The 19092-nt window shown below is 56.3% G+C and carries 15 protein-coding genes; 10 read left to right on the plus strand and 5 right to left on the minus strand.

The features are described from left to right. Nucleotides 1-1032: a type I glyceraldehyde-3-phosphate dehydrogenase gene (gene gap, locus EK369_RS11430; protein WP_127114368.1), complete on the minus strand. Its 1032-nt coding sequence runs from the start codon at nucleotides 1030-1032 to the stop codon at nucleotides 1-3. Between the two features lie 157 nt (nucleotides 1033-1189). On the opposite strand from gap, the gene EK369_RS11435 reads away from it, so the two are divergent. From EK369_RS11435 to EK369_RS11455, 5 genes are all read left to right on the plus strand, one after another. Then, nucleotides 1190-2182, plus strand: coding sequence for a LacI family DNA-binding transcriptional regulator (locus EK369_RS11435; protein ID WP_127114369.1), 993 nt, complete (start codon nucleotides 1190-1192; stop codon nucleotides 2180-2182). Between the two features lie 190 nt (nucleotides 2183-2372). Continuing rightward, nucleotides 2373-3827, plus strand: coding sequence for a xylulokinase (gene xylB, locus EK369_RS11440; RefSeq protein ID WP_127114370.1), 1455 nt, complete (start codon nucleotides 2373-2375; stop codon nucleotides 3825-3827). Further along, entirely contained in the window at nucleotides 3824-5128 is a 1305-nt protein-coding gene (xylA, locus tag EK369_RS11445) for a xylose isomerase (RefSeq protein WP_164726968.1), read from the plus strand. The genes xylB and xylA overlap by 4 nt, the downstream gene beginning before the upstream one ends. Then, entirely contained in the window at nucleotides 5121-6116 is a 996-nt protein-coding gene (locus tag EK369_RS11450; RefSeq protein ID WP_164726969.1) for an aldose epimerase family protein, read from the plus strand. Before xylA ends, EK369_RS11450 begins: the two co-directional genes overlap by 8 nt. Further along, entirely contained in the window at nucleotides 6113-7417 is a 1305-nt protein-coding gene (locus EK369_RS11455; RefSeq protein ID WP_127114373.1) for a cytochrome-c peroxidase, read from the plus strand. Before EK369_RS11450 ends, EK369_RS11455 begins: the two co-directional genes overlap by 4 nt. Here the strand turns inward: EK369_RS11455 and EK369_RS11460 are convergent. Both EK369_RS11460 and EK369_RS11465 read right to left on the minus strand, forming a co-directional pair. After that, nucleotides 7411-8922, minus strand: a complete 1512-nt coding sequence (locus EK369_RS11460; protein ID WP_235871408.1) for a CRTAC1 family protein — start codon at nucleotides 8920-8922, stop codon at nucleotides 7411-7413. The genes EK369_RS11455 and EK369_RS11460 overlap by 7 nt on opposite strands. Nucleotides 8923-8938: 16 nt before the next feature. Continuing rightward, the gene (locus EK369_RS11465) at nucleotides 8939-10132 is read right to left on the minus strand and encodes an ROK family transcriptional regulator (protein WP_127114375.1); all 1194 of its coding nucleotides are present in this window, start codon (nucleotides 10130-10132) and stop codon (nucleotides 8939-8941) included. 201 nt (nucleotides 10133-10333) lie between these two features. Here EK369_RS11465 and xylF point away from each other — a divergent pair, with 201 nt between their 5' ends. The 3 genes from xylF to EK369_RS11480 all read left to right on the plus strand — a co-directional run bounded on the left by xylF (nucleotide 10334) and on the right by EK369_RS11480 (nucleotide 13541). After that, a complete protein-coding gene (gene xylF / locus EK369_RS11470) occupies nucleotides 10334-11356 on the plus strand; it encodes a D-xylose ABC transporter substrate-binding protein (RefSeq protein ID WP_127114376.1) in 1023 nt (340 codons plus the stop codon). Between the two features lie 202 nt (nucleotides 11357-11558). Next, entirely contained in the window at nucleotides 11559-12764 is a 1206-nt protein-coding gene (locus tag EK369_RS11475; RefSeq protein ID WP_235871409.1) for a sugar ABC transporter permease, read from the plus strand. A 15-nt stretch (nucleotides 12765-12779) separates the two neighbouring features. Beyond that, nucleotides 12780-13541, plus strand: coding sequence for an ATP-binding cassette domain-containing protein (locus EK369_RS11480; protein ID WP_127114378.1), 762 nt, complete (start codon nucleotides 12780-12782; stop codon nucleotides 13539-13541). Between the two features lie 71 nt (nucleotides 13542-13612). On the opposite strand, the gene katG is transcribed toward EK369_RS11480, so the two are convergent. After that, the gene (katG, locus tag EK369_RS11485) at nucleotides 13613-15817 is read right to left on the minus strand and encodes a catalase/peroxidase HPI (protein ID WP_127114379.1); all 2205 of its coding nucleotides are present in this window, start codon (nucleotides 15815-15817) and stop codon (nucleotides 13613-13615) included. A 171-nt stretch (nucleotides 15818-15988) separates the two neighbouring features. Between katG and EK369_RS11490 the strand changes: the two genes are divergently transcribed. Continuing rightward, entirely contained in the window at nucleotides 15989-16897 is a 909-nt protein-coding gene (locus tag EK369_RS11490) for a LysR substrate-binding domain-containing protein (protein ID WP_127114380.1), read from the plus strand. Here EK369_RS11490 and EK369_RS11495 read toward each other — a convergent pair. After that, on the minus strand, nucleotides 16894-17754 hold the full coding sequence (locus EK369_RS11495) for a LysR family transcriptional regulator (RefSeq protein ID WP_306461212.1): 861 nt from the start codon (nucleotides 17752-17754) through the stop codon (nucleotides 16894-16896). The two genes, EK369_RS11490 and EK369_RS11495, sit on opposite strands and share 4 nt — an antisense overlap. Before the next feature lie 135 nt (nucleotides 17755-17889). Between EK369_RS11495 and EK369_RS11500 the strand changes: the two genes are divergently transcribed. Next, nucleotides 17890-19092 carry a pyridoxal phosphate-dependent aminotransferase gene (locus EK369_RS11500; protein ID WP_127114381.1) on the plus strand — a complete coding sequence of 401 codons (1203 nt, stop codon included), beginning with the start codon at nucleotides 17890-17892 and terminating at the stop codon, nucleotides 19090-19092.

Raw genomic sequence — 19092 nt, forward strand, 5'->3', positions numbered from 1 at the left:
TCAGCTCGCGAGCCGAAGGTCAGCATCGGCCTTCATCCGCTCAGCGATTTTCCGGCCGGTATCAATCATTCTGTTTGAGAACCCCCACTCGTTGTCATACCAACTGACGAGCCGCACCAGGCCGTCTCGTGTCACACTGGTCTGGGCGGCGGCGAACACCGAAGAGTGCGCATCGTGATTGAAGTCAATCGACACCAAGGGGCGATCTTCATAGGCCAAAATCCCGGCAAGTTCCTTGGTGGACGCAGCGCGCAATGCTTCGTTGATCTCTTCACGCGTTGCCGGTTTTTCCGGAACAAAGCTAAGGTCAACCAAAGAAACATTGGGCGTCGGAACACGAATTGCTGAGCCTTCGAGCTTGCCTTCAAGACGCGGTAGAACCAAAGAGATCGCGCGCGCGGCTCCCGTTGACGTGGGAACCATCGACACCGAGGCAGCCCGCGCACGATAGAGATCACGGTGGCTGCTGTCATGGCTTGGCTGATCGCCGGTAAACGAGTGCACAGTTGTCATGTACCCGGTTTTGATTCCAAATTCGCGGTCCAGGATCATCGCCACAGGAGCCAGGCAATTGGTGGTACAGGAGGCATTCGAAACAATCACGTCATCGGCCGTCAGGTCATGATGATTGACACCAAAAACAACCGTACGATCCACGCCCACACCCGGCGCCGAGATCAACACCCGCTTTGAGCCGTTCGCAAGATGGCGTTCTGCATCTGCGCGCTGGGTGAACAACCCGGTGCATTCATAAGCAACATCCACGTCGCTCCACGGCAGCTCTTCTGGGTTTCGAAGGGATGTCAGCCGGATGCTTTGCCCATTGACGACAAGATGACTTCCGTCAACGTGAATGTCAGCTTTCAGCCGACCATGTACGCTGTCAAACTCCAGAAGATGCGCCAAGGTTTCAGGGCTGGAGAGATCGTTGATGGCAACAACCTGCAAATCTTTTTCGCCGCGCTCAATCAACGCCCGCAACACACCACGGCCAATCCGGCCAAATCCGTTTATTCCAATCTTCGTCGTCATCGCGTCCTCCAAATCTCTTCGCTCCGTTAGCGAAACCGGTGGCGTTACCGTTAGCGCTACCATACATATCGTGCAGCAAAAATCAACGGCCAATTTCAAAGTCGATGACTGAGCGTTTCCCCTTGCAGAAGGTCAAAATCTGTCCAACTGTTGCACCATGGCAAAAAGACTTGTTTTAAAGGATGTTGCGCAACTCGCTGGAGTTAGCGAGATGACGGCAAGCCGTGCGCTCAGGGATGCACCGGATGTGTCCAAGGAAACTCGCGACAAAGTCAAAGGAATCGCCGCCAAGATTGGATACGTTCCCAACCGAATTGCAGGAGCACTGGCGTCTCAATCTGTAAATCTGGTGGGCGTTGTCGTGCCATCCTTAAGCAGCTTCGTTTTTCCCGAGGTTCTTTCAGGGCTCTCAAGCGGGCTCGATGAAAGCCCTCTGAAGCCTGTCATTGGTGTAACGGGCTATGATCTGGATGAAGAAGAAGACGTTATCCGAGAAATGCTAAGCTGGCGCCCTTCCGGGCTTGTTGTGGCTGGATTGGAGCATACCGAAGCTGCCTGCGCCCTGCTCGCGGCGGCGGATTGCCCTGTGGTCGAGGTCATGGACGTTGACGGGGACGCCATCGCCCATTGCGTTGGCATCTCGCATGTCGCTGCGGGGCAGGAAATGGCACAGGCGGTCTTGTCTCGGGGTTACCGGCAAATAGGCTTCATTGGCACCAAGATGCCCCAAGACTATCGTGCGGGTAAAAGGCTGGATGGCTTTACAAAAGCCTTGCAACAGGCGGGGCTGCACTTGGCCGACAGTGAGCTTTATGCCGGCCAGTCCTCAATGGAAACGGGCAGAGACTTGACGGAAAGAATGCTTGCCAGGTCGCCCAATATTGACTGCATCTACTATTCTAGCGACGTCATGTCCGTTGGCGGCTACATGCATTGCCTTGCCAATGGGATGTCGGTCCCCAACGATCTTGCAATTGCCGGGTTCAACAATCTGCCAATGTTACGCGGACTTCCGCAACGATTGGCGACGACGGACGCGCATCGTTTTGAGATCGGGCAGAGATCAGCCGAGATCATTCTTCGCGGTATGGACGGCCCACGCACCCGAGACGTGCTTGCTCCGACGATTTCGGTTGGACAATCACTCTAAATATTTGACGCTTTTTCGCGTGAAAGGAACTGGAGGCAACCTCAGCCAGCGACATTGGCCAAAGACTTGAAATAGACGCCTTTCATCGCCGGGTTTCCTACCCCTCCTCGCATTTGGGAAAGAGACGCTTGATTTCTCATTTAATTTGACTTTAGAATTAAATGAGAAATGTTTTTTGGGAGGCGAAGATTTGTATCTTGGATTGGATCTCGGCACATCCGGCATGCGAGGGATCCTTGTCACCGAAGACCAGGGCATCATCGCCGAAGCAGAAGCGCCCTACCCCACGGAACGACCACACCCAGGTTGGAGCGAGCAGGACCCGGCCAACTGGGTAAACGCGTGCACAACGGTCATTCAGGCTTTGCTCGAACAGTCTCCTGCTGCCATGCAGGATCTCAAGGCGATTGCCACCGCGGGTCAGATGCACGGGGCTACTCTGCTGGACAAAAACGGCACCGTTCTGCGGCCCTCAATCCTTTGGAACGACACCCGCAGCGCTTCAGAGGCTGCTGGTCTGGATGCCCATTCTGGTGTTCGGCAAGCCAGCGGCAACATTGTCTTTCCTGGCTTTACTGCACCGAAACTCTGTTGGGTCAGTAACAACGAACCATCGATTTTCTCGCAAGTTGCAAAGGTCTTGCTGCCCAAGGATTACCTGACGTTTTGGCTGTCTGGCCACTATGTCTCCGATATGTCCGACAGCGCCGGCACGTCTTGGTTGGACGTTGGCAGACGCACCTGGTCAAACGATTTGCTAAAGGCTGGCGGCATGCACCCGGATCAAATGCCAGCTTTGTTGGAAGGGTCCGCGCTCGTGGGGGCGCTGCGCCCTGCCCTGGCCGAAGAGTTCGGTTTTCGGCACGAGGTCTTGATCGTTGCCGGCGGGGGGGACAACGCTGCTGCGGCTTGTGGGATCGGTGCCCTGAACGAAGGCGATGGGTTTGTGTCGCTTGGCACATCTGGGGTGTTGTTGGCAGCGCGTGACAAATTTGCTCCGAAACCCGAAAGTGCCGTGCACACGTTTTGCCACGCCATCCCCGATAAGTGGTACCAGATGGGCGTGATCCTGGCGGCGACAGACAGCCTCAATTGGTTATCTCGCAATCTTGGTGAAAAACCTGACGCCTTAACAGGAAACCTCGGGCCCAGAATCCACGGGCCAGGAAAGGCTCAATTCCTCCCTTACGTATCGGGAGAAAGGACGCCTCACAATGACAGCGCAATTCGCGGGGCCTTGCTGGGCATAGACGTCTCTATGGGCCACCAGGAAATGACCCAAGCTGTTTTGGAAGGCGTTGCATTTGCTTTCCGAGACAACCTTGACGCCCTGCGCTCAACGGGCGCTGAGCTTGAAAGCGCGATTGCAATAGGTGGAGGGGCGCGGTCCCTGTATTGGGTTGAACTGATTGCGACGGTCCTGGGCATGCCGCTTCACTTGCCCGAAAAGGGCGATTTTGGCGCGGCACTTGGTGCGGCCCGCTTGGCGATTTGCGGACACACTGGTGCCCTACCTGAAACCGTGATGACAAAACCTTCGATCGCCCAAACCATCGATCCACGCGCTGATCTTAATGACGCATACGAAGAGGCCTATGCCTCCTTCAAAACCCTGTACCCTGGCATAAAGGCCCTGACATCATGACCACGTTCTTCCGCGACATTGCCCCAATCGCATATGAGGGACCCAGCAGCAGCAATCCCCTTGCTTTTCGGCATTACAACCCAAATGAAATGGTCTTGGGGAAGCGGTTGGAAGATCATCTGCGGTTTGCAATTGCCTATTGGCACTCTTTCGCGTGGGAAGGCGGAGATCCCTTTGGCGGCCAAACTTTGGTCCGGCCTTGGCATCCGCAGAACCGCATGGAAACCGCAAAGCTCAAGGCAGACGCGGCTTTCGAGATGTTTGATGTTCTGGGCCAGCCCTATTTCTGTTGGCACGATGCGGATGTGCGACCCGAAGGGGACAGCTTTGCAGAAAGCCTGCGCAATTTCGAAGAAATCATCGAGTACTTTGAAGAAAAAATGGCTTCACGCAAAGTCAGGCTCTTGTGGGGGACGGCAAACATGTTTTCGCACCGTCGCTGGATGTCGGGTGCGTCAACCAACCCTGACCCGGATGTCTTTGCGTATTCCGCAGCGACAGTGAAAACCTGCATGGATGCGACCCATCGGTTGAACGGTGAGAACTACGTCCTCTGGGGCGGACGCGAAGGGTATGAGACGCTTCTCAACACAGACATGGGGCGCGAATTGGACCACATGGGGCGCTTTCTCAACATGGTGGTCGATTACAAACATAAGATTGGGTTCAAAGGCACCATTCTGGTTGAGCCGAAACCCCAGGAACCTTCAAAGCACCAATATGACTTTGACGCGGCAACATGTTTCGGCTTCCTGCAAAAATATGGCTTGGAAAACGAAGTAAAGCTCAACCTCGAGCAGGGGCATGCCATTTTGGCAGGCCACTCGTTTGAACACGAAATCGCAACAGCTGCAGCGCTGGGTGTGTTTGGGTCCATTGATATGAACCGAAATGACTACCAATCCGGCTGGGATACGGATCAGTTCCCCAACAACGTTCCCGAAGTGGCCTTGAGTTACTACCACATTCTCAAGGCGGGCGGCCTGGGTACCGGCGGGACCAATTTTGACGCAAAACTGCGCAGACAGTCGCTGGACGCTGAAGACTTGATCGCAGCACACGTCGGCGGCATGGATATTTGTGCCCGTGGCTTAAAAGCGGCGGCGGCCATGCTCGAGGACGGAGGCCTTGAGGCTGAATTGCAAGCGCGCTACGCAGCTTGGGAAACTACCGAAGCCAAATCTATGCTCGCCAGCGATTTTGATACGATCTTTGCTGATGTAATCTCGGGCAAAATAAACCCTCAGCCAAAATCCGGTCGTCAGGAAGTTCTCGAAAACTACGTCAATCGATTTGTTTAGAGGCAGGGACAACACCATCGTTCAAGACCACAAAATCCGAAAACACGTACTGCGGGATGGAGACGTCAGCGTCTCTATCCTGAACCTTGGCTGCATCACGCAGGATTGGCGGGTGCCCTTGGAAGGCAAGCTTGTTCCTGTGGTCTTGGGCTATGCCAATCCAAACGACTACCGACATAACCCCGCCTATCTTGGGGCGATTGTTGGCAGGGTTGCCAACCGCGTTGCCGGATCACGGTTTAGGCTGGGCGATACGACCTACAAGTTGCAGGCAAACGAAGGGCCGCACACTCTACACGGTGGGCCCAAGGGCATCAGTTCGCGCATCTGGAGCATGGAAGGAGATCTCTCATCGGTCGAACTGCGCCTGACCTCACCGGATGGCGATCAGGGGTTTCCGGGTAAGGTAGATTTCTGCGTAAGAATCTCGCTCAGCGCCCATATCCTGACATACGATATGACGGCGATCGTTGATCGTCCGACCCCAATTAACCTCGCCCAACACAACTACTACAACCTTTTGGGCAACGGAGATGTGCGATCTCACGCGCTCAAGATTGCCGCCCAACAATACACCCCCAGCGACGACGAGATGATCCCGACTGGAGAAATCAAGGACGTCGATGGAACGCGCTTTGATTTTAGAGAACTTCGGACCCTGAGCCATACGGATGCAGATGGGTCCGGTCATGACGTGAACTTTGTACTATATGGCGAACCCGCTGCACAACTCAGGGCACCAAACGGCATGGGTCTTGAGCTGCACACGGACCAGCCGGGTCTGCAATTCTATTCAGCATCTCAGCTTGAACAGAGCCATCCACCAATAAGAAACCAAAATCACGGTCCGTTTTCTGGATTGTGCCTGGAACCGCAAAAACTGCCCAACGCGATCAATACGTCAGGGTTTGGTGATACGATTGTGACACCTGACACACCTTATCGCCAAGTGTTGTCGGTCCATGTTTCTGGAGGTACGTCGCCATGATCCGAAGCGCACTGGTGGCAATGGGATTGTTTGCGTCGATTGCGACAGCCGGGCCTTTGCCTTTGCCAGGCGCCGAGTTTCCAGCCCCAGTCATGGAAGAAGTGTTGCTGGGTCAGTTGCTGTTCTACGACCCAATCCTGAGTGGCTCAAAAACCGTGTCCTGTGCAACCTGTCACCATCCGCGCTTCGCGACCTCTGACGGCGTCTCCCTTGGTCTTGGTGATGGTGGAATGGGCCTCGGTCCCAACCGTCAGCACAACCCCGAGAATCCGCCAGAAAAACGAATTCCCCGAAATGCGCCCGCGTTGTTTAACTTGGGCGCGCGCGAGTTTACGGTGTTCTTTCACGATGGACGCTTGGAAGCAGACAGCTCTCGCCCAGGCGGTATTCGCACCCCCCTGGGACGAGAAATGGAGCAGGGATTTGCTTCGGCACTGGCCGCACAGGCGATGTTCCCCGTCCTTTCCGGAGACGAAATGGCAGGCCATTACTCGGAAAATGAGGTGGCGCAAGCCGTTCGCCAGGGCGTTTTGACCGGAGAAGGGGGTGCTTGGGATCTTCTCGCCAAAAGGGTCGAAGCAATCCCCACCTATCGCGCAATGTTTAATCCTGTAATTGGCAAGGGCACGCCTGTTGCCTTTACTGATATTGCCAATGTCATTGCGAGTTTCATCGCTTTCGAGTGGCGTGCGGACAACAGCGTCTTTGACAGGTATTTGCGCGATGGCACCCCATTGCCGGAACCTGCCATGCGCGGCATGGATCTCTTTTACGGCTCGGCAGGCTGTGCATCTTGTCATTCGGGGTTGTTCCAGACCGACCACGGTTTCCACGCGATCGCGATGCCTCAGATCGGCCCAGGCAAATCCGCGCGGTTCGAGAGCCATAGCCGGGATACCGGTCGCATGCGTGTCACGGGAAACCCCGAGGACGCGTACAAATTCCGCACACCTTCGTTGCGCAACATCACACGCACAGGGCCCTATGGTCATGCAGGAAGCTACGCCACACTTGAAGCCGTTATCTGGCACCATTCCGACCCGGTCAAATCCCTGATGCGCTATGACGCCGAACAAGCAATATTGCCAGGGGACCGATTTCCGGACGATTTCCGCCTCTATGCGAACCTCAAAGAACTCGCGGCAATAGCCGGGGCAAATGAGCTGGCGCCAACCGAGTTGTCGAACCGGCAAATTGCCGACCTCATCGCCTTTCTCACAACGCTGGAGGACAGGGAGGCGCTAAATGGTCGTCTGGGCATCCCCCAAACTGTCCCAAGTGGTTTGACGGTGGATCAATAGGCACGGACAATCACGTGTGAACCATCGCGAGATGCGGTCAGGTTTTGGTTAGCCGGTACCTGAATCCAGTCCGAAGCAATTCCATCTGGCCAAACAACGCGTAAGCGCACCGTCTCGACAGATCCTAAACCAAAATGCTCAGGACCAGCGCTGCCGCCGGCATGCCCGCCGCCAACTGTGATCTCTCTGACAAAAACCTTGTCGCCCGTGTCGATTTCCAAAAATCCACCGACGGCACGTGTGTTTGGCAAATCCTGTCGCAGTTCGATGGAAAGCCAATTTCCGGCCTCAGAGGTTGCATTGCGATAGACCTCCAAAGGCGCGCGGCGGTTCACAACGACGAGGTCCAATAGCCCGTCCATGTCCAGATCAACCATCGCTGCTCCTCGGGACCTGTCCATTGTGGCAATACCCGCGCCCTCTGCCATTTCAACAAATTTGCCTTCTATTTCCTGGATCAACAACGAATTCGGATCGTCCATGGCACTACCCGGCATCTGATCAACATTGCCTTTGGCGATAAACACATCATCCAGGCCGTCGTTTTGCACATCGCCAAAGGCAACATGCCACCCGGTCGAAGGTCGCCCGTCCCCTCCCACATGTGGTCGATGCGCTGTCGTGCCCATTTCATATGGAACGTCCTCCCAACGTGGAACGTCACGTGACACGAGCCTTTGCAACCGCTGATCTCCCATTGAAGTCAGAAACACCTCGGGCAGCCCATCAAAATCCAAGTCACGCGAGGCAATGCCCATCCCCCAGAGTTCATGGTCGATCCAACCATCGTCCTCGCTAAGTAGTCTTGGTTCTGAACCCATGACCCACATTTGTTCGGCGCCCCCCCGAACATAGTAGTGGCGATCATTGCTCAGGCGCAGGTCCGCGCGACCATCGCGATCCCAATCACTGAACAAGGCCGACAGCGGGCAAAATCCCGGCTCCAAGCTGGTCGCACCATACCTTTGACCGTCATGGCGAAACAGAACGTTGCTGTCACAGGCCTCAAAGGGGCCATCCGGATCCGTTCGATCAACGTAATTCCCAAACGCCAAAGTCGGCCAATCACGCCCGGCCTCCCAAGTGGCCGAAAATGCCGTGGTCCACGCATCCGTTTGAACAAGCCCGGGAAGTCTCCAACTCTCAAAAGTACAATCCGCGCCCCCGCGAAAAATCGCATTTTCCCCCACACGCAGCGTCACAAGATCCAGGATACCGTCGCCATCAAGGTCCACTGGATACGCGCCTGTGACCCCCTTCAGGGCAAGGGTCTCGGGCGTATTCTCGGAAAACGCCAGCGTACCAGCCTCGTCCGTTCGGTTCCGTAACAAACGTGCTGGATTTGTTCCGCCAGCAACAAACAATTCCGGCAGATGATCCCCGTCACAATCAAAAACGGCAACGCCGCCACCAACAAAGTGTTCCCACCCACCAGCGTAGATATGATTTGGAGCATCGACACGTTCAAAAACTGGCCCCGCCGACAAAGAGACTGGCCAAAGCATCAAGGCCAATAACATCTCACTCCGCATGGGGTTGAGACCCAATCGCAGCTTGTTCAGCGATCATGTCCAGCGCATAGGCTGCCGCGCCCATTGCCCACATGCTGTCGCCCCATTTGTGAATTTTCACCTCTGGCGGCGCCTTGTCCACTTGCACGATAGAGCGTCGCATCGCCTGAATGACTTCCTCGGCGTAGAGATGGTCGAAACGCATTTGTTCACCAGAGAGGATGATGAGTTCCGGATCAAAGATGTTGACGATATTGGCCAATCCCATCGCGAACATTCGACCAGCCCGCTCCACGATACTACGCGCCATTGTGTCGCCGTCCCGAGCCGCGCTCAGCAATTCCTCGACGTCGCCTTCGACGTTCTCGCCACCAGCAAACGTCGCTTCGCGCAGGAGCGCATAATCTGCAACATAAGCTTCCAGACATCCGCGCTGCCCGCACCGGCACATCGCCCCATCCAAATGCACCTTGGTATGGCCGAACTCCGCCCCGCATCCCCGAGTTCCACGGTAGATCTCATCGCCGATCACGATGCCCATACCCACGCCGCTTTCAATCGTGACAACGATGAAATCAGAATGTGTCTTGCCCAGCCCAAAGTACTTTTCAGCCACAGCAACAAGGTTCGCATCGTTGTCGACAAACACCGGAACACCAAGTTCCGCGTGCAACACGTCACTAAACTCGACATTGCGAGCGTCCAATGAGGGTGACCAGTGAACAAATCCCCGAGGGGCATCAACAATCCCTGCAATGCCGACACCCAGCCCCGAAATGTCGCCTAAATGATACCCGGCTTCCTGGGCCAATTGGTCCGTGGCCTTAGCCAATACATGTGACAAATCCGGGGCGCTAAAGACCGATTTCTCGAGCTCGAATTCGAGATCCGCAATCTGGGCACCGCTGAAATCAAGCAAAACCATCGACAAGGATCTGTTGGAGATTTTGGCACCGACAATCAGGTGCGCAGCCCCGCGAATCTGAAGGTCCACACGCGGGCGCCCACGGCGTGCATCCTTGTTGGGTGAGTCGTCGCTGACCTCTTCAATCAAGCCCTCGCGCAAAAGGTCGGCGGTTATCGTGGTGACTGTTGCCCGGCTGATTCCAGTTTTAACAGACAGGTCGATACGCGGTATCCGACCACTGCTCCGAATTTCTTCCAGGAGCGCTCTGCGCCCGATTTCCCGTTGCTGAACAGACATTTACCGTTTTCTTTGTTGCATTCGCTTTTTCATCAACACCCGCTCGCCGATCTATTTCTAACGCCTTTGAACAATGCTGAACAGGAGCAAGTTTTTCGAGCTTAGCTGATTTAATTTGATTTACAAATTTAATTGACTAACATGTACCCAGCCCTGGCGAGAAACCTCGTGATTCCGGGCACCGAATTTGGGAGGAATAAAATGAAACTAGTTTCCAAGGTGGCGACTCTGTTGGCTGGCGCAGTCATTGGCACAGCCGCTATTGCCGACGACATGATCATCGGCGTCAGTTGGTCGAATTTCCAAGAGGAACGCTGGAAAACCGATGAGGCCGCAATGAAGGCCGCATTGGACGCAGCCGGGGCAAAGTATATCTCCGCTGATGCACAAAGCTCTTCGGCCAAGCAGCTTTCAGACATTGAAAGCCTGATTGCCCAAGGCGCCGATGCCTTGATCATTCTGGCCCAGGACGCGTCCGCAGTCGGCCCCGCGGTACAGGCTGCCACAGACGAAGGCATCGGAGTGGTCGCATATGATCGTCTGATCGAAGACAGCCGCGCCTTTTACCTGACCTTTGACAATGTCGAAGTCGGCCGCATGCAGGCTCGGGCTGTGCTGGATGCGATGCCCAAAGGCAACTATGTCATGATCAAAGGCTCGCCAACTGATCCGAACGCAGACTTCCTGCGTGGCGGCCAGCAGGAAGTCCTGCAAAAAGCCATCGATAAAGGTGACATCACAATCGTAGGCGAAGCCTATACAGACGGCTGGGTCCCCGCAAACGCACAGCGCAACATGGAGCAAATTCTGACGGCGAACGACAACAAAGTTGACGCTGTTGTGGCCTCCAACGACGGTACGGCCGGGGGTGTTGTTGCGGCACTGACTGCGCAGGGCATGGAAGGTATTCCGGTTTCCGGTCAGGACGGCGATCATGCCGCTCTGAACCGTGTTGCGCTTGGCACGCAAACCGTGTCTGTCTGGAAAGACGCCCGTGATCTGGGTAGCGCGGCTGCGAAAATCGCTGTTCAGATGGCCGAAGGTAAAAACCTGTCGCAGATCGACTCGTCACACATCTGGACATCGCCCGGCGGCACCAAGATGAATGCCCGCTTTCTGGCGCCGGTTCCGATCACTCAGGACAATCTGAATGTCGTTGTGGACGCCAAGTGGATCACCAAAGAAGCACTTTGCGCAGGCGCTACGATCGACCTCTGCAAGTAACATACCCTGTCCCTCCGGCGCGCCCGGAGGGACACCCCCACCCTTTTCCCTGAAAATGCACTATGGTTGACTGCGAGGGTCATTGCGACTCGGGCGCGCTCAGTCTTGCGCACACATAACGCCACGATTGGGAGGCGAGGATATGCAAAAACCTGCAAGACATTTTTTGACCAGTCTGGGACTGGACGTCCGCCTCTTAGGCATGATTGGCGCTCTGGTCTTTATTTGGCTCATGTTTCACTTTGCGACGGACGGGCGGTTTCTGACACCCCGGAACCTGTTCAACCTGTCTGTACAAACCGCTTCGGTTGCGGTGATGGCCACGGGCATGGTGTTTGTAATCGTGACCCGCCACATCGACCTCTCAGTCGGGTCCCTGCTTGGCCTTCTCGGCATGATCATGGGCACTCTGCAACTGAACATCCTTCCCGACATTGTCGGCCTCGGACACTGGTCCATCTGGATCATCACGGTTTTCATCGGCATCAGCGCCGGTGTCGCCATCGGCGCCTTTCAGGGCTGGATCATTGGCTACCTGACTGTCCCGGCTTTCATCGTCACGCTTGGCGGTTTTCTCGTCTATCGCGGTGCGGCCTGGTGGGTGACCTCAGGCCAGACCGTCGCCCCGCTTGACCCCACCTACAAACTTCTCGGCGGTGGGGCCGAAGGCACGCTGGGAGAGACCCTCAGCTGGGTCCTCGGCGTAATCGCGGCCCTTGCGGCTGTGGCGGTCATGCTGATCAGCCGTCGCACCAAGGAACGCCATGGTATTCAGGTCAAACCGATTTGGGCCGAAGGCACCCTGATGGGGCTTGTCGTCGCGCTCACCGTCGGCTTTGCCTGGCTGATGAACTCTTACAAGGTTCCGGACCGGGCCGCCGCACGGATTGCCAAGGCGCGTGGCTGGGACGTCCCAGAGGACTTCACGATGTATCACGGCATCGCTATTCCCGTGGTGATCCTGCTGGCAGTTGCCATCGTCATGACCATCGTATCTCGCCGTACCCGTTTTGGACGATACGTCTATGCCACCGGAGGCAACCCCGAAGCGGCAGAGCTTTCCGGCATCAACACACGCCTGCTGACCGTAAAGATATTTGCCCTGATGGGAGGGCTTACCGCAATTGCCTCGGTCATCGCATCCGCCCGACTGGGAGCTGTCGGCAATGACCTTGGAACGCTCGACGAGCTTCGTGTCATTGCAGCGGCCGTGATTGGCGGGACTGCACTGTCAGGTGGTGCAGGGACGATTTATGGCGCCGTCATTGGGGCCCTAATCATGCAGTCACTTCAGTCAGGCATGGCCATGGTTGGCGTCGACGCGCCGCTGCAATCCGTTGTCGTCGGCATGGTGCTTGTGCTCGCCGTCTATATCGACATCGTCTATCGCCGCCGCACTGGCGCTTAAGAGAGGATCAGACACATGAACGCTCAAACCCCTCTCGTCGACATGCGCGACATCCATATCTCCTTTGGCGGGATCAAAGCTGTGGATCACGTCTCGGTCGACCTCTACCCCGGCGAAGTTGTGGGGCTACTCGGCCACAACGGCGCCGGAAAATCGACCCTGATCAAGATCCTGTCGGGGGCCTATGCCGCCGATGGCGGCGAGATTTATGTCAATGGCCAAAAGGCTGATATCAACAATCCACGCGACGCCCGCAAATACAATATCGAGACGATTTACCAGACGCTGGCACTGGCCGATAACCTCGATGCAGCCTCGAACCTGTTTCTGGGTCGTGAACTTGTCACCGCCGCAGGTTTTGTCGACGACGACGCCATGGAGGCAGAGTGCCGCAAGATCATGGGGCGCCTGAACCCGAACTTTCAAAAGTTCAACGATCCGGTATCGGCGCTGTCAGGCGGTCAACGCCAATCGGTCGCCATCGCCCGTGCGGTCTATTTCAACGCCAAGATCCTGATCATGGATGAACCTACCGCCGCGCTGGGTCCACACGAGACCCAGATGGTTTCGGAACTGATCCAGCAGCTGAAATCCGAAGGTATCGGCATCTTCCTCATCAGCCATGACATCCACGATGTGATGGAGCTGTGTGATCGTGCCAGCGTGATGAAAAACGGCCAGTTGGTCGGCACTGTGGATGTCAAGGATGTCACCGATGACGACCTTCTCAGTATGATTATCCTCGGCAAAAAGCCTGAGGGGGTAACCGTTTCCTAAGACACAAAAGGAAACAAAACAGGCCCGGGGCGCGCTTTGACGTCCCGGGCCTTTTCCTTGGCAGCGCTGGGTCAGGTCAGATCAAACCGATCCGCATTCATCACCTTGGTCCAGGCCGAGACAAAGTCCTGAACGAACTTGCCACCCGCATCATCCTGCGCATAGACCTCAGCCAATGCGCGCAGCTGTGAGTTGGCTCCAAAAACCAAATCCACGCGCGTTGCCGTCCATTTGGCAGCACCGGAACTGCGATCCCGCCCCTCGAACGCAACCGCATCCTCCGACGTCGGAGACCACGCCACGGACATGTCGGTCAGATTTACAAAGAAATCAGTCGAAAGAGTTTCTTCTTTCTCTGTCAGGACACCGTGGCTGGACCCATCATGGTTTGCCCCCATCATACGCAGGCCGCCAACCAGAACCGTCATCTCGGGCGCCGTCAGGTTCATCAGCTGTGCACGGTCCACCAGCAACTCTTCGGGAGAGGCAGAAAAAGACCCCTTCTGGTAGTTTCTGAACCCGTCAGCCACCGGCTCAAGAACGGCAAAGCTCTCTTCATCCGTCTGTTCCTGAGTCGCATCTGTCCGGCCCGGAGCGAACGGAACCAAGACGCTGTGTCCTGCGTTCTCAGCCGCCTTTTCGACGCCCACGCCACCAGCCAGAACGATCAAGTCCGCCATCGACACCTTCGTGTCGCCAGATTTGCCGTTGAAGTCCGCCTGAATGCCCCGCAGCACTTCCAGAACACGTGCGAGCTGTGCGGGATGGTTGACCTCCCAATCCTTCTGTGGCGCCAGACGAATGCGCGCGCCATTGGCACCGCCACGTTTGTCAGACCCACGGAACGTCGAAGCCGAGGCCCATGCTGTCGACACCATTTCCGAGACTGTTAGTTCCGAGCCGGCAATCTTGTCCTTTAGCTCAGAAACTTCTGCATCCCCGACAAGTGCATGATCCACGGCGGGCACATTGTCCTGCCAAATCAGCTCTTCCGCTGGCACTTCGTCACCCAGATACAGCGATCGTGGCCCCATATCGCGGTGCGTCAGCTTGAACCAGGCCCGCGCAAAGGCATCCTGGAACGCGTCCGGGTTCTCGAGGAAGTGACGCGAAATCGGCTCGAGCGTCGGGTGCATGCGCAGCGACAGGTCCGCGGTCGTCATCATCGGCGCGTGCTTCTTCGATGGGTCATGCGCATCCACCACCATGTGTTCCGGCGCCACATCTTTTGCGACCCACTGATTGGCGCCTGCGGGGCTTTTCACAAGCTCCCACTCATAGCCAAACAACACTTCGAAATAACCGTGGTCCCACTGGGTCGGATTCGGCTTCCACGCGCCCTCAATGCCCGAGGTCGTCGTATCTCCGCCCTTGCCAGACCCATGTGCGTTGATCCAGCCCAGCCCCATGTCTTCCATTGCGGCGGCTTCCGGCTCAGGCCCCACCAAATCAGGGTTGCCCGCGCCATGGGCCTTGCCAAAGGTATGGCCACCTGCAACCAGCGCCACGGTCTCTGCCGGGTCCATCGCCATCCGGCCAAAGGTGTCGATCACATCATTACCGGACAATACCGGATCGGGGTTGCCGTCCGGCCCTTCTGGGTTCACGTAAATCAGGCCCATCTGAACCGCTGCCAACGGGTTGTCCAGTTCACGATCTCCAGAGTACCGGCTGTTCTCCTTGTCGCTGGTCGCCAGCCATTCACCTTCGGCGCCCCAGTAGATGTCTTCCTCCGGCTCCCAGACATCAGCCCGTCCTCCGGCAAAGCCAAAAGTCGTGCCGCCCATGGACTCGATGGCGACGTTCCCGGCAAGGATCATCAGGTCCGCCCAGGAAATCTGGTTGCCGTATTTCTTCTTGATGGGCCACAGAAGACGGCGCGCTTTATCAAGATTGCCATTGTCCGGCCAACTGTTGAGCGGCGCGAACCGCTGTGTGCCGGTTGAACCGCCACCGCGACCATCGGCAGTTCGATAGGTTCCCGCGCTATGCCAGGCCATGCGGATAAACAGCCCGCCATAATGGCCATAGTCCGCAGGCCACCAATCCTGACTGTCTGTCATCAGCGCTGTCAGGTCTTTTTTGAGGGCAGCCAGATCAAGTTTCTTGAACTCCTCGGCATAGTCAAACCCCTCACCCATCGGATCAGAAAGGTTCGAATTCTGGTGTAGAATTCTCAGGTTCAGCTGGTTTGGCCACCAATCACGGTTCGACCGCACGTTCACCCTTGCGGCGCCGTGCATCACTGGGCATTTACCAATATCATTTCCGTCCATTTTGCTCTCCGTTAATTCTGATTTGCTATCGATCCAATGAGCGCGCCTTGAAAAAGCCGTCGCAGACCAACAGATCCACGCCTCCCGTGTCGACATCGCTAAGTCTGAAGCTAGGGCTAGTTTAGAATTATTAGAAGTTGCATTTTCTCATTGTATTGATAACTTTTCTTTATGGTAAATCTCACCCTCCGTCAGCTGCGGTACTTTCAGGCTCTGTCCCTTCACGCGCACTTTGGCCGCGCCGCCGAGGCCTGCGCCGTGTCCCAACCCGCCATGTCCGTACAAATCAAAGAACTGGAAGAAACACTGGGTGTGCGGCTATTTGAACGCTCCGCCCGCCACGTGCGCCTGACCGGGTTCGGAGAGGTGTTTGCAGAGCGGGCGGATTCAATCCTGCGTGGCGTGGATGATTTGGGCGATCTCGCGCGCGCATCACGCGAGGACTTTTCGGGGCGTTTGCGTCTTGGAGTGATCCCAACGATTGCGCCCTATCTTCTGCCAACTGTGATCGGACACCTGTCTCATTCATATCCATTGTTGGAAATTCATGTCCGTGAAACGCAGACCTCAAAGTTGCTGCAAGAACTGGCCGCAGGCCGTTTGGATACAGCCATACTGGCCCTCCCGGTTTCAGATCCGGCCTTTGAAGAAATCGAATTGTTTCGCGAGAGCTTTGTTCTGGTTCGACCTGAAAGCGAGACGGGCAAGCCAGTGCCTAGCCCGGAAAAACTCCGGGAAATGCGGCTATTGTTGCTCGAAGAGGGGCACTGCTTTCGCGATCAGGCGCTTGCGTTTTGCAATATCCAATCTGCGTTGCCACGCGAAAACCTGGATGGCAGCTCTCTGTCCACCTTGGTGCAGATGGTCAGCGCCGGAATTGGGGTCACCCTGATCCCCGATATGGCTGTCCGCGTTGAAACGCGTTCCGCTCATGTGGCGATTGACCACTTTGGCACACCTCAGCCATTTCGAAGCGTGGGCATGATATGGCGCAAGTCCAGTCCGCTAAAACAACGTTTCAGGCAAATTGCCGACCTTGTCAGCACGGCAGCTCACGAGCGAAGAATGTCGTCAGCCTAGCGCTGTTCCGAAACCTCCGCAGCGATCCACCTACGAAACGCCGCCACCGGTGGATGGTCCGCCAGTGCTTCGGGCCATACAAGATAGTAGGCCCCCATCGACGTGCGCTGTGCGGTTTCATCCGTGACCAAGGTTCCTTCCGCAAGCTCTGCTTCAACCAGATACCGTGGCATCAAGGCAGCGCCAGTGCCAAAAACGGTTGCCTTGAGCATTGTTGCGAACTGGTCGAATTCAATGCCACTCGTCTGGGGTTGTCCGGAACCCTGCTGCTCGAACCACTGAGACCAAGCCCCGGATCGCGTTTCCAGCTGCAACAATGGCAAGTTCTTGAGCTTGTCCAATGTCAGACGCCCTTCGCACACCAGCGGCGACGCCACAGGCACCACCTCTTCTTCCATGAGCTTCAGAGATCCTGTGCCGAACCAATCATCTTGCCCAAAATGAATTGCGGCATGAAATTTTTCCAAGGCAAACTCAAATGGGACGGTACGCGTGGCCAGATTGATCGTGACACCGGGATTGCGGGATAGAAACGCAGGAAGCCGCGGTGCCAGCCAATGCGTACCAAACGCAGGCAAAATCGCGAGCTCCAGTACACCACCCTCCGGATTGGATTTGAGCGCCACAGTCGCATTGGCAAGGTTGGTCAGGGACTTTTGAACTTCCGTTGCATAGGCTCGCCCCGCCGGTGTTACCGCAAGGCGACGCCTTTCGCGGACAAACAATGAGACCTGCAACTGCTGCTCCAGCTTCTGGATTTGCCGACTGACCGCGCCTTGTGTCAAATCAAGTTCCGCAGCAGCGTCCGTGACTGACCCAAGCCTGGCTACCGATTCAAATGCCGACAGCCAAGACAAGGGTGGCAGAAAGCGTCGAGGTATATGCATATCATTCCATTTCGAAATGTTCACATGCCGATGTATCGCTGTATTTTCCGAAAAACAAATATAACCTGCGATCCACACACTGAATTACATTTCCGGCAGTAATCAATGACACGTCAAACACCCTTCCGCCGATCCCAGCGCGCCGCATCTCTTGAGCTCTCCGAAATCGTTCAAATCTCCGAGGCCGCCCGCGCCTTGAAAGCTTCTGGCAGGGATGTGCTGACCTTCGGGACCGGAGAGCCAGACTTTCCGACACCAGCGCACGTCATAGACGCCGCCATGCAAGCGGCCCGGAACGGCGAAACCACGTATCCGCCCACGCGCGGAACGCCCGCACTCCGGGGCGCGATTTTGAAGGCAACGGATTTTGAGGCCGCGTCAGATGAGGTGATTGTCAGCACCGGCGCAAAACAGGTGATTTCCAACGCATTTCAGGCAACCCTCGATCCCGGCGACGAGGTGATCGTGCCCGCGCCTTACTGGACCAGCTACAGCGACATCATCCAGTTCTGCGAGGCAACAATGGTGCCCATCCCCTGCGCGCAGCAACACCAGTTCCGCTTGCGGCCCGAGCAATTGGAGTCTGCCATTACAGACAAAACGCGATGGGTGATGCTCAACTCACCTGGCAACCCGTCTGGTGCCATATATGGGCGTGAGGATCTCAATGCCCTCGCCGAAGTTCTGCGCAAATACCCTCATGTCTGGATCCTGGCAGATGAGATCTACCAGCACATTAGCTACGCGCCCTTTACGTCGTTCCGCGAGGCTGCTCCCGATCTTGCCGAGCGTACCCTGATCGTCAACGGCGTTTCCAAGTCTTATGCCATGACCGGATGGCGCATAGGTTGGGGGATCGGCCCAGCGCCCTTGATAGATGCCATGGTCGCAATTCAGGGACAGTCCACGTCCGGTGCCTGTTCTGTCAGTCAGGCGGCGGCTGTGGCCGCTTTGACAGGGCCGCAGGACTTGTTAGCCGAACGATGTGCCGCGTTTCTCAAACGGCGCGATATGGTTGTTGACGCATTGAACGCGATGCCAGGCATTGCGTGTGACGTGCCGGGGGGCGCATTCTATGTCTTTCCGGATTGCACGTCCCTCTTTGGTTGCGAAACACCAAACGGCAGCTCGATCACAAACGACGCTGACGTATGCAGCTATCTCCTCAACCACGCCTTGGTGGCGCTTGTCCCAGGCAGAGCCTTTGGCCTGCCGGGCCACTTCCGGATGAGTTACGCCTATGGCGAAGACGATCTGGCCGAGGGCCTCTCCCGAATGGCCCGTGCCATCAACCTTCTAAAATCCTGA

Origin of the sequence: Shimia sediminis, assembly GCF_003990645.1 — a bacterium.
GTDB classification, from domain to species: domain Bacteria; phylum Pseudomonadota; class Alphaproteobacteria; order Rhodobacterales; family Rhodobacteraceae; genus Shimia; species Shimia sediminis.